The organism is Sulfitobacter sp. JL08, assembly GCF_003352045.1.
Classification (GTDB): Bacteria; Pseudomonadota; Alphaproteobacteria; order Rhodobacterales; family Rhodobacteraceae; genus JL08.
The window spans coordinates 966518-978253 of record NZ_CP025815.1 but is presented as its reverse complement, the minus strand read 5'-3'; the positions used below and the strand labels follow the sequence as shown (position 1 = coordinate 978253).

Here is an 11736-nt window from a genome sequence, read left to right as displayed (position 1 = left end):
ACGCCGCGCGGTCGGTTTGGTTCACACCTTGGTTGCAGGTGCGGGCGGCGCGACGACGCGGCGTTTAAGCATGGCTTCGCGCCATGTCAGGAAGCTGATCGATCCCATGATGATGCACCCGCCCAGCACCACCCATCCATCTGCGGGCTCACCAAACACGACCGCGCCCAGCGTCACCGCCCAGACCAGTTGCAGGAACGTAACAGGCTGTGTCACCGTCATCGGCGCGGCCTGAAATGCCAGTGTCATCGTGTAGTGCCCCGCCGTGGCAAAACAGGCGACAGCAAACAACAGCGTGATCTCACCCAGTGTCGGTGTGACCCAAACGGCCGCCGCGAATGGCGCCAGCCCGATTGTCACCCAGACCGACAGCATCGCAACCACAACCACGGGCGACAATTCATCGGTCAGGATTTTGGCCAGCAGGTAGGACGCCGCAAACACAACGGCGGCAAACAGCATCGCCAGGTGGCCCATGTTCACTTCACGGAAACCGGGGCGCAGGATGATCAGCGCGCCCAACAGCGCCGCCGCGACCGCCAGAATGCGCCGCAAAGCCAGTTTTTCGCCCAGAAACAGGGCCGCGCCGATGGTCACGTAAACCGGCGATAGGTAGTTCATCGCCGTCACCTCGGCCAGCGGGATCTGGGTCATGCCGAAGAACCACAGCATCACGCCGATGGAATGCACTGCGCCCCGCGCGCCGAACAATGTCCACTGGCGGCGGCTGACCCGCGCCCGCAACAGCGGCCGGATCATCGGAACAAGAAACACAAGCCCCAGCAGATAACGTAAAAACGCCGCTTCGGGGGCGGGTATACGTGGCCCCAGAACCTTGACCAGGGCCGTGACCGCCACAAAACACAGGCCGGTCACGAGCATCCAGAATACGCCCAGTGCAGGCCGGGAAAGCGCGGGTGGTGTCATGGCTGCATGAACACCCATTCACGGACCGACTGCAAGATGTCACATCAAGATTAATTTGGCCGCAATGGCCCACATGGTCAGGCCGATGATCACGTCCAGCGCCTGCCACGTGCGCGGTCTGGCAAAAAGCGGCGCCAACAGGCGCGCGCCGTAGCCAAGTGCAAAGAAAAACGTGAAACTGGCAGTCACTGCCCCGGCCCCAAACGCCAGTCGGTTGTCATATTGTGCCGAGATCGAGCCAAGCAGGACAACAGTGTCCAGATAGACATGCGGGTTCAGCCATGTCAGCGCAAGAAGCGTCAGCAGGGCTTTGCGCAGGGATTGTCCGTCGCGGCCTTTGCTGTCCAGAATTACCCCACCCCGCCAGGCCGCCCGGAAATTCATCGCCCCGTACCAGATCAGAAACGCTGCCCCGCCATAGCGCATCAACGGTTCGAACCACGGCAGTTTTTGGGCCAGCAGGCCAAATCCCGCCACGCCCGCCGTGATCAACAACGCATCGGACACCGCGCAGGTCAGGCACACCCAGAACACATGCGCGCGATGCAGCCCCTGACGCAGCACAAAGGCGTTTTGCGCGCCAATGGCCAAAATCAACGACAGGCTCAGCGCAAAGCCGGGCAGAAAAGTATCATACATTTTGAAACGGGTCCTCTTGGGGTCCGGGTTTGACTATGTTCTGCTTCCCCATTAATCAAATTAAAGACATTTACGTATGATTAGAGTTTCTAATGCAGTTCGATCCCAACCATCTGGCCGCGCTTTGTGCCATTCTGCGATCAGGCAGCTTTGATCAGGCGGCGGCCGACCTGCGCGTCACGCCCTCTGCGGTATCGCAACGGCTGAAAGCGCTGGAAGACCGGATGGGGGCCACGCTGGTGCAACGCGGGCCGCCCGCACAGGCGACGCCGCTGGGCCGCCGTCTGGCCAAACATGCCGAAGATGTTTCTCTGCTGGAAGCGCAGCTGGCGCGTGATCTGTCGCCGCAACATAATGACAGGCTGACAACCGTGCGCTTTGCCCTGCCCGCAGATTCACTGGGCACATGGGTGATCCCCGCGCTCGCCGCCGTTCCCGATCTGGGGTTCGATCTGGTGATCGATGATCAGGATCACAGTGCGGACTGGTTAAGGCGGGGCGACGTGAATGCCGCGATCACATCGCGCGCCGCCCCCGTCACCGGACATGACAGTATCCCCTTGGGATCATTGCGCTATATTGCAACGGCCAACCCGACCTTTGCAGCGCAGCGGTTCACCAAGGGCCTGACAGCCGATGCGTTTTCGTGCGCCCCGATGATGACCTTTCACCAGAAGGACCAGTTGCAGCATCGCTGGATCAAAACCCTGACCGGGCGCAAGATCAACCCGCCCAAACATGTGCTGCCGTCTACCCACGCGTTTGTCGACGGGGCTTTGGCGGGTCTGGGCTGGGGTATGAACCCCGAACCACTGGTACGCCACCACATTGCAAGCGGCGCGCTGGTTGCGCTGGCCCCCGATCTGCCGCTTGATACGCCGCTTTACTGGCAGGTCAGCCGGATCATGGCCCCGGCACTGGCCCCGCTCAGCGCTGCGATCAAGCAGGCGGCGCGGGTTGCCCTGATCCAGCCCTAAGCCGTCTTGCACCTTCTTTGCCGCCCCGCCAAACTGTGCCCGACCGACAGGAGACATCGACATGTTCGCCAAGGACACCCTGACCTATGCGCCCCACCCTCTGCCCGACCGTGCAGAGATGACGGATGCGCAAATGCGCGCGGCGGCACAGGCGTTTTATGACAAAATGCGCCAACGCCATTCGGTGCGCGACTATTCCGACCGCCCGGTTGCGCGCAACGTGATCGAAAGCTGTATCCGAACCGCCGGTTCGGCCCCGTCCGGCGCCAACCACCAGCCCTGGCACTTCGTCGCCGTTTCAAATCCGGCGATGAAGCAACGTATCCGCGCCGAAGCCGAAGACGAAGAACGCCGCTTTTACGAAGGCGGTGGGGGCGATGAATGGATCAAGGCGCTTGAGCCGATCGGCACGACAGCCGACAAACCGCATCTGACCATCGCACCGTGGCTGATTATCGTCTTTGCCCAGCGCTGGGGCGAATTTGACGATGGCACCCGCTATAAAAACTACTATGTGCCCGAAAGCGTGAACATCGCGACAGGGTTTCTGCTGGCCGCGCTGCACCATGCCGGATTGTGCAGTCTGACGCACACACCCAACCCGATGAAGTTCCTGAACGGCGCGCTGGGGCGGCCTGCTTCTGAAAAACCGACGATGATCATCGCGGTCGGTCATCCCGCAGCTGATGCAACCGTGCCCGGCGTGGCCAAGATCAAGAAACCGCTGGACGAAATACTGACCGTGCTGGATTAAACCAGCACCGGCATCACAGCTGTTCCATCACCTCGTCAGAGGCTTCGAAATTCGTGGTCACGCGCTGGACGTCATCATCATCTTCCAGCGCATCGATCAGACGCATCAGCTTTTGCATCCCGTCCAGATCCATTTCGGTGGTGGTTGTGGGGCGCCAGACCAGCTTGGTCGAGTCACTTTCCCCCAGTTCCGCCTCAAGCGCGGTCGACACTTCGTTCAGCGACGTATCCTCGCACCAGATCACATGCCCCTCTTCGGTGCTTTCCACATCTTCGGCACCAGCCTCGATCGCGGCCATCAGAACGGTATCGGCATCGCCCACACTGGCCGGATAGGTGATTTCGCCCTTGCGGTCGAACATGAACCCGACGCTGCCGGTTTCCCCCAGATTGCCGCCGCATTTGGTAAAGGTCGAGCGCACGGTGCTGGCGGTGCGGTTGCGGTTGTCTGTCATCGCCTCGACAATCACCGCCACGCCATTGGGGCCATAGCCTTCATAGCGGATTTCTTCGTAATCATCGCCTTCACCGGCCTGCGATTTCTTGATTGCGCGATCGATCACGTCCTTGGGCAAAGACTGGCTTTTGCCCTCCTTGATCGCCATGCGCAAACGCGGATTGTTGTCGGGATCGGGATCGCCCATTTTGGCCGCAACGGTGATTTCCTTGCTCAGCTTGGAAAACAGTTTGGAACGAACTGAATCCTGACGGTTCTTGCGGTGTTGGATGTTTGCCCATTTGGAATGGCCGGCCATGGTACTCTCCGATGTGTTCTGCTGTGTCAGCGCGGGTGTCGGTGTCATAATCAGAGCCTGCCTGAGAGGCAATCCCCCTGCACGCGCCACGGGCAGCACAAAACCGCATAGCTCTCTGTTATTGCTGGTTACATGGACGGCGCGTTTGCGGTAATTGAATCCCATGACCCTTGATCAGATCATCCTGTTTTCCCTCTTCATCGCCGTTTTCGCCATGCTGTTGTGGGGCCGCTTCCGCTATGATCTGGTGGCGTTTTCAGCGCTGATGCTGGGTGTGGTTCTGGGGGTTGTGCCGGTAAACGATGCGTTTTCGGGCTTTGGCCACCCCGCAACCATCATTGTGGCGCTTGTCCTGGTGGTGTCCGCGGGGCTTGTGCGCTCGGGCGCGGTGTTTCTGATCACCCGGACGATGGTTGACAGCAGCCGCGCGCTGGGCAGCCATATCGCGATCATGGGCGGTATCGGCGGCGTGTTGTCGGCGTTCATGAACAATGTTGCGGCCCTTGCGCTGTTGATGCCGGTTGATGTTCAAACCGCGCGCAAGGCGGGGCGCAGCCCCGGATTGTCCCTGATGCCGCTTAGTTTCGCGACCATTCTGGGGGGCATGGTCACACTGATCGGCACACCGCCCAACATCATTATTGCCGCCATTCGTCAGGATGCGCTGGGCGCGCCGTTCAAAATGTTCGATTTTGCGCCCGTGGGCGGGATTGCTGCCATCGCGGGGCTGATCTTTGTTGCCCTGATCGGCTGGCGCCTGATCCCCGCCCGCGAAGACGCCGGCGCATCAACCGCCGATCTGGCACAATATATCGCCGAACTGGTGGTGCCGGACGAGGCAAAGATCATTGGCCAGCGCCTGGCTGAACTGGAAGACGTCGCCCATAGCAGCGATGTGGCGATCCTCGGGCTGATCCGTGATGGTAAACGGCGCTACGGCACGGCGCGCAATACCGTGCTGAAGGCCGGCGATTCCCTTGTGCTCGAGGCGACGCCGGATGCGCTGGATGAATTCCGCACCGCGCTCAACCTCGCCTTTGCCGATGCCAAACGCTCTGAACAGCTGAACGCGGATGCCGAAGGGCTTGATATTGTCGAGGTCGTCGTGACCGAAAGCGCGCGCATCGCGGGCAAGACCGCGCAGTCCATCGGATTGTCCTGGCGCCAGCGCACCGTGCTTATGGGCATTTCGCGTGAAGGCACGCGCATCACCAATGAAATGCGCAAAACAGTGATCAAGCCGGGCGATATCCTGTTGTTGCTGACCCCGCGCGACACGGCAAGCGATGTGACCGACTGGCTGGGATGCCTGCCGCTGGCAGATCGTGGTCTGGCCGTCACCGAAAACAGCAAGGTGTGGCTGGCCATCGGCATCTTCGCCGCCGCCGTCGCCGCCGCCAGCTTTGGCCTGATCTATCTGCCGATTGCGCTTGGGCTGGTGGTCATCGCCTATGTGCTGGCCAGAATTGTCCCGCTGTCCGAACTATATACCCATATCGAATGGCCGGTTGTGGTGCTGCTGGGGTCAATGATCCCGCTGGGCGCCGCACTGGAAAACGCCGGCGGAACCGAACTGATCGCCGGCGCGATTGTCGATCTGACCCTGGGCATGCCCGCGTGGATGATCCTGACAGTGCTGATGGTGGTCACGATGACATTGTCGGATGTGCTGAACAATACGGCCACCACGATCGTTGCCGCGCCGGTCGGCATCCAGATGGCCCATTCCCTGAACGTTTCCCCCGATCCGTTCCTGATGGCCGTTGCCATTGCCGCCTCCTCCGCCTTCCTGACCCCCATCGGCCACAAGAACAACACCTTAATCCTATCTGCAGGCAACTATCGCTTCGGTGATTACTGGCGCTGTGGGTTACCCTTGGAGATCATTATCGTGGCTGTATCGATCCCCGCGATACTGGTGTTCTGGCCTTTATAACATGACAAAAAAGGTGGTTGCAGCGGTGTCGGCTGGGGTACCCAAGCGGTACACATCAAGCACCCCTCAGCGCCCCGCACAGCGCCTCTTACAGCGCAGCGTAGGGGTATAGGTAGAGACCACCGGCACCCCATGGGCACCCCCCGCCACCCCCCGTGTACCTTGGGTGTTTCGTGGGGTTTCTGAGGGGGCCACGGGGGGAAGCGGCGGAAGGCTCACGTATATTAACCCACTCAGATTTTTGACCCCAAAACTGATCCCCCTAGTTCACTCAATGTGCAACCCCGCACATCCCATGTTCCACCTTGCCGCTTCCATCCGTACCACCCTGCAGCCATATTTAGGAACAACGATGATGCCATCACAGGAGAGCAACGAATGTCTTGGAACCCCGCGTTGGACCCACACTGCCCCACAGGTGACGCTGTGGATTCCATCGAGACCGTGATCATCCCCCGTGCCCGTGATCTGGGCGGCTTCGAGGTACGCCGTGCCCTACCCGCGCCACGCCGTCAGATGATTGGAAGTTTCATCTTTTTCGATCAAATGGGGCCAGCGGAGTTTCTACCCACAAAGGGGTTGGATGTTCGCCCTCACCCCCACATAGGCCTAGCTACGATCAGCTACCTCTATCGCGGTCGAATGCACCACAGGGACAGCCTAGGAACGGACCAGTGGATTGAACCCAATGCGGTCAACTGGATGGTGGCGGGAAAAGGCATCACTCACTCAGAGCGAACTGATGATGAAACTCAGAAAGATCCGATGCCCTTCTTTGGTATCCAGACTTGGGTCGCCCTACCAAAGGACCACGAGGACCGTGATCCCCTGTTCCAACACGCCCCCGCTGACTCCCTGCCGTTGATCGAGGGAGAGGGTAAGGAGGTTCGTCTAATACTTGGCAATGCTTACGGTGAACGGGCACCGGTCGAGACGGCTGCTGAGATGTTCTATCTCGATGCAGTTCTTGAAGCGGGAGCATCGATACCCCTTCCGGATGATCATGAGGATCGAGGAGCCTATGTGGTCGAAGGTGAGGTAAGCGTTGCGGGTGAAACCTACACTGCTGGTAAGATGATGGTGTTTCGCCCCAATGATCGGGTGTCGCTAAAAGCTGGACCTAAGGGTGCGCGGGTGATGCTGCTCGGAGGTGAAACGCTAGAGGGGCCTCGGTATATCTGGTGGAATTTCGTGGCGTCCTCCAAGGAGCGCATCGAGGACGCAAAGGAAGCGTGGCGTCGTGAGAACTGGGATAGTAACCCACGGTTCCACCTGCCGGTGGGCGATGATCAGGAGTTTATCCCGCTGCCGGATAAATAGGTTGGCCTTGAGGTCGCTGAACGGGATCGACCGGTTACACGATTGGTTACTGCAGGGATGGCGCATGGTGGTGACCTCCTTGCATGAATGAAGTGGCTGGGACGTTAAATGTCACAGTCACCGGTGAGGCGCTGGACATGGTTGGATTGATTGGGGTGATTGATTGGGGTGGTTACCGGTATCGGTTACACGTTGAGGATCATCTCGAGGTACATCTGATCATCTATTGATCATGATCACCCTGCACCCATCACGGCAGGTTCAACATGATGATATCTCTAAGTTGTAACTTGGTAGGTAGATCACCATACATCCATCACTCTGGGTTCACCCAAGGTACACTGTAGGAGAACTTGAGGTGTACTCTTAGTATACAACTATAGTTTATCCTTGGGTATCTTATCTCTAGGCGTAGGGGTAATTCGATAGCCATAGAAACAAGGGGTTCCAGAGGGTGTGGCTCGGGGTGGCTGTGAGTGGTCGTGAGGTGCATCTCACCCACGTCAATGCTGAGGGGTGCAGCTTATCGTATGTGCACCGTGTATATCCCCGTGCTCTCACACGGGGTTAACTCGGGGTATCTACTTAGGTGATTGATTGATGGTGGTATTGATGGTGGTAATCAACACCTCCCATGCTCATGGTTAACCTTATGTAGAACCCGAGGTTAACTCTAGGTGTAACTCTAGGTGGTAACATAGGGTTTAACCTTGGGTGGGTATCTCATGGGGGAGGGGTTATTATTTGCCCTTGTTTATATGGATTGGCTGCATACCCACCGAGGCATCCCCGATGCTCAACCTCACCCCATTCTTGAGGCGCAGTAAGATGGCGATCCGCTGGTTAGGACCACGACCATCACGGTACACCCTTGCCTCCTCGATCAGCTTCCTGACCCACTCGTTGGCCTCGGGGATGGGCATGAGGACAATCTCAGAGGGGACCGATCCGTGTACTCGGGTGGAGCGGGACACAGCCTGCAGGTTCCGGTGGCACTCTTCGACCTCGGCCTCTGCAGCGATGATCAGACGCTCTAGGGCTGCGTTGGGTCGCCCTGCTGGTCTCTTGCCTGTGGTGGACGCTAGGCGGGCTTGGAGGAACTCTAGGTTCTCCTCGGCTGCTTTGAGTTCCTCTTCCATGGCCTCAGCCTCAGCACTGGTCTCGACCCCGTAGGCCTTCACCACCTCTGGCCAATCATCCATGAGGACCTGATCGATGTAGGTCACAGCCCCGATGTACTTATTGGTGATGATGTCCACGTATGAGACAGACCCGCTGTTGCGCTTGGCCTTCGCCTTGTTGCCCTCAGAGGACCTGAGAACACCCACGAGGCGACCCCTGCATTGCCCCTGCTGTTTCACCTTCACCGTGGCTGCACCGGTCTGGATGCGGTGACGTACACGCCGCTCTGTCTCCTCATCGACAATGCGGGGGTAGTAGTCCTTCACGGTATCGATGATCACCCGTTCCTTCTTGGTCCCCTTGCCGATCTGGAGGGTGCCATAGGGTGTCACCTCACGGACCAGTAGGTAGATCAGCGGTCCTGTCCATTTGCCACGTCCAGACAGCGTTGGGATGCCTCGGTTGCGCAGGTCCGTAGCGATGGCGTTGGTTGGTTCACCGGTGGCGTAGCGCTCGAACAGTTCCTTAGCGACTGCAGCCTTGTCCTTGATGATCGTGAACGACCCTGTCTCCAGTGTGTCCCCCTTGAAGTTGATCCAAGCGGGTACCTTGGTGGTTCTCTTACGTTTCCCCTCGGCAACCTTCTTGGCATTGCTCTTCCATGCAGCCCCTACCCGCTCTGACTTGTACTTGCTCTCTTGGTTGGCTCTCTCGAACCCCACGATCATGGTGATCATATCGACCAGTGCGAGTGGGGAGCCTGCGTGATACATCTTGTTGTCGCTTAGGGTGACCACGTTGATGCCAGCTTGGGTGATCCGCTTGATCAGGAGATACCCTTCCTCGAAGTGCTGACGGGATAGACGGTCTAGGTTCTCCACGATCAGGATCGACCCACTCTCCACAGCACCGGTCTCGACAGCCTGAAGGAATGCGCCCAGCGCACCGAGATCGACGTTGGCCCCCTTGAAGGCAGAGACCCCCAAGTCCTCGAAGGTTTCCGTGGAGAGGTTGTAGCCTTCCCGCTGGCACCACTCCTGTGCCTTCTTGATCTGACGTTCGACTGAGGTGCCTTCCTTCTGGCCCTCAGAGGAGAACCGGACGTAACTGTAGGCGGTGGCGGTCTTCTGATCTGGCATGTTGCTGTGGATGTTCATCTGGTTTCCTTCAGGTTTGCAATAGGACCGATGCGGTCCCTCTTCCTCACTCAGTTATCGTAACACGGGAAAGCAGAGATAGATCAATGACTTACCAAAGAACCTCAGGTACAACCCAACGCTACACACCACCCATAGCACTATACCCCATATAATAACAACACGCTGATCCTTGGTCCCGGCGGGTATCATTTCGGCGATTACTGGCGGATCGGCCTGCCGCTCGAGGTGATCGTCGTAACCGTATCCATCCCCGCGATACTGGTGTTCTGGCCGCTCTGACAGGTGGCCGGGTCGCGCATGGTCCCCACGTTGCCGCTTCATCTTTTCAAAAATACTTTTACCCGGCCTGTGCTGTGTCAGAACGGCCAGATGAACGGAATAAGCGCGGATGCCAATATTCCGATGCTCAGGTTCAGCGGGATACCGACCTTCATGAAATCCGTAAAGCGATAGCCGCCCGGGCCATAGACCAGCGTGTTGGTCTGATAGCCGATCGGCGTGGCAAAAGACGCGCTGGCCGCGATCATGACAGCCACGACCAGCGGGCGCGGATCAATACCCATGGCGCTGGCCAACCCGATGGCGATGGGGGTAACAACCACCGCGACCGCGTTGTTGGACACCAGTTCGGTCAGCACCGATGTCAGCAGGTAGATCGCCCAGACAATCAGGAAGGGCGGCAACAGGCCAAGCCCCGGCGCAATCACGTCGACGATCAGGGCGACGGCACCGGATGCATCCAGCGCCGCCCCGATGGCCAGCATCGCGAAAATCAGCGCCAAAAGCCGCCCTTCAACAAAGGAAAACGCCTCTTCTGCGTCGATACAGCCGGTGACAAGCACCACCGCAACCGCCAGAATGGACAGGAAGAAAATCGGCGCCACACCGAACGCCGCCAGAATGACGATGCCGAACAGCGACGCGATGACAATCGGCGCATGACTGCGCCGGAATGCGCGCGCAGAAGGGTGCGAGACATCCGCCAGTTCCATATCGGCAGCAAGGCGGGCAATGTCTTCTGGCGCGCCTTCCAGCAAAAGCGTATCGCCGACCTTGACCACGACATCATCCAGCTGGCGGCCAAAGCGCTGGTTGCGTCCGTGCACGGCCAGTGGATAGACACCATAGCGTCGCCGCAGCCGCATGGATCCCAGACTGCGCCCTGCCATCTTGCAGGCTGGCGTCAGCAATACCTCGACCGTGGCGGTTTCGACCGCCGAAACCTGATCGACCCGTTTCAGGGATTTGTCGCGTTGCAGGCTTAACAATTCGGTCATCTGCGTGCGCAAGACGACACGGTCACCCACCTCCAGCGTGACGTCCTTTAGATTGCGGCGCAGCGAAACGTCGCCCCGGATCACGTCGATCAGGCGCACGCCTTCGCGTTTGAACAGTTGCACGCCCAGCACCTCGCGCCCGATCAGGTTGCTGTCGGGCGGAATGACCGCTTCGGTAAAGAACTTCATCTGCGATTTGTCAGACAGCAGGTTGCCGATACTGTCCCGGTCGGGCAGCAGCATGGGCGCAATGAACCGCAAATAGATCATGCCCCAGATCACCAGTGCAAATCCCAGCGGTGTCACTTCGAAAATGGTGAACGGCTTTAGCCCCTGCGCGCGTGCAACCCCGTCCACCAGCAGGTTTGTCGAGGTTCCGATCAGCGTCAGCGTGCCGCCCAGAATGGCCGCGTAGCTTAACGGGATCAGCAGTTTTGATGCATTGATGCCCAGGGTACGTGCCAGCTGGATGAAGACCGGTATCATCACCACGACCACAGGCGTGTTCGACACCACGGCCGAAGACAGAACGACAAATGCCATCAGCATCACAATCGCCATCGTCGGATTTGATTTGGCAGTCCGGTCGGCGACCGATGTAAAGGCGTCCAGCGCGCCCGTCCGAACAAGCGCGCCCATGATGATGAACATCGCCGCGATCGTCCATGGCGCGGGGTTTGACAGAACGGTCAGGGCCGCATCATAGGGCAAAACACCCAAGGCAAGCATCAGCGCGACACCAGCGATTGCCACCACCTCGGTTGGCAGGGCCTCGCGCAGGAACAACAAAAACATGATACCCACGACACATAGCGCAACAATGGCACTCGCGGTTTGCGAAAGTTCAAAAATCTGCATCGATAACCCGTT

General features: G+C 58.8%; 9 protein-coding genes. 4 read left to right on the top strand and 5 right to left on the bottom strand.

The annotated features are described in order from the left end of the window. Positions 1-21 precede the first annotated feature (21 nt). On the bottom strand, positions 22-927 hold the full coding sequence (locus tag C1J05_RS04940) for a DMT family transporter (RefSeq protein WP_114872122.1): 906 nt from the start codon (positions 925-927) through the stop codon (positions 22-24). 39 nt (positions 928-966) lie between these two features. Further along, complete coding sequence (locus tag C1J05_RS04935) at positions 967-1566, bottom strand: LysE/ArgO family amino acid transporter (RefSeq protein WP_114869278.1); 600 nt, start codon at positions 1564-1566, stop codon at positions 967-969. Between the two features lie 92 nt (positions 1567-1658). On the opposite strand from C1J05_RS04935, the gene C1J05_RS04930 reads away from it, so the two are divergent. Together C1J05_RS04930 and C1J05_RS04925 are read left to right on the top strand one after the other, a co-directional pair. Continuing rightward, positions 1659-2543 carry a LysR family transcriptional regulator ArgP gene (locus C1J05_RS04930; RefSeq protein ID WP_114869277.1) on the top strand — a complete coding sequence of 295 codons (885 nt, stop codon included), beginning with the start codon at positions 1659-1661 and terminating at the stop codon, positions 2541-2543. Between the two features lie 61 nt (positions 2544-2604). Next, entirely contained in the window at positions 2605-3297 is a 693-nt protein-coding gene (locus C1J05_RS04925) for a nitroreductase family protein (RefSeq protein WP_114869276.1), read from the top strand. Between the two features lie 13 nt (positions 3298-3310). Here C1J05_RS04925 and C1J05_RS04920 read toward each other — a convergent pair whose 3' ends face one another. Beyond that, positions 3311-4051: a YebC/PmpR family DNA-binding transcriptional regulator gene (locus C1J05_RS04920; protein WP_114872121.1), complete on the bottom strand. Its 741-nt coding sequence runs from the start codon at positions 4049-4051 to the stop codon at positions 3311-3313. A gap of 163 nt (positions 4052-4214) precedes the next feature. Between C1J05_RS04920 and C1J05_RS04915 the strand changes: the two genes are divergently transcribed. Together C1J05_RS04915 and C1J05_RS04910 are read left to right on the top strand one after the other, a co-directional pair. Beyond that, on the top strand, positions 4215-5987 hold the full coding sequence (locus C1J05_RS04915; protein ID WP_114869275.1) for an SLC13 family permease: 1773 nt from the start codon (positions 4215-4217) through the stop codon (positions 5985-5987). Positions 5988-6365: 378 nt separating this feature from the next. Further along, positions 6366-7307 (top strand): pirin family protein, encoded by a 942-nt coding sequence (locus tag C1J05_RS04910; protein ID WP_114869274.1) that lies wholly within the window; start codon positions 6366-6368, stop codon positions 7305-7307. A 740-nt stretch (positions 7308-8047) separates the two neighbouring features. On the opposite strand, the gene C1J05_RS04905 is transcribed toward C1J05_RS04910, so the two are convergent. Next, positions 8048-9586, bottom strand: coding sequence for a recombinase family protein (locus C1J05_RS04905; protein ID WP_114869273.1), 1539 nt, complete (start codon positions 9584-9586; stop codon positions 8048-8050). A 359-nt stretch (positions 9587-9945) separates the two neighbouring features. Next, positions 9946-11724, bottom strand: coding sequence for an SLC13 family permease (locus C1J05_RS04895; protein ID WP_114869271.1), 1779 nt, complete (start codon positions 11722-11724; stop codon positions 9946-9948). Positions 11725-11736 lie beyond the last annotated feature (12 nt).

What these genes read in the sequence shown, in the direction of transcription:
- C1J05_RS04930 (WP_114869277.1), top strand. Translation starts at nt 1,659, where the DNA reads ATGCAGTTCGATCCCAACCATCTGGCCGCGCTTTGTGCCATTCTGCGA.
- C1J05_RS04905 (WP_114869273.1), bottom strand. Translation starts at nt 9,586, where the DNA reads ATGAACATCCACAGCAACATGCCAGATCAGAAGACCGCCACCGCCTAC.
- C1J05_RS04925 (WP_114869276.1), top strand. Translation starts at nt 2,605, where the DNA reads ATGTTCGCCAAGGACACCCTGACCTATGCGCCCCACCCTCTGCCCGAC.
- C1J05_RS04935 (WP_114869278.1), bottom strand. Translation starts at nt 1,566, where the DNA reads ATGTATGATACTTTTCTGCCCGGCTTTGCGCTGAGCCTGTCGTTGATT.
- C1J05_RS04910 (WP_114869274.1), top strand. Translation starts at nt 6,366, where the DNA reads ATGTCTTGGAACCCCGCGTTGGACCCACACTGCCCCACAGGTGACGCT.
- C1J05_RS04940 (WP_114872122.1), bottom strand. Translation starts at nt 927, where the DNA reads ATGACACCACCCGCGCTTTCCCGGCCTGCACTGGGCGTATTCTGGATG.
- C1J05_RS04895 (WP_114869271.1), bottom strand. Translation starts at nt 11,724, where the DNA reads ATGCAGATTTTTGAACTTTCGCAAACCGCGAGTGCCATTGTTGCGCTA.
- C1J05_RS04920 (WP_114872121.1), bottom strand. Translation starts at nt 4,051, where the DNA reads ATGGCCGGCCATTCCAAATGGGCAAACATCCAACACCGCAAGAACCGT.
- C1J05_RS04915 (WP_114869275.1), top strand. Translation starts at nt 4,215, where the DNA reads ATGACCCTTGATCAGATCATCCTGTTTTCCCTCTTCATCGCCGTTTTC.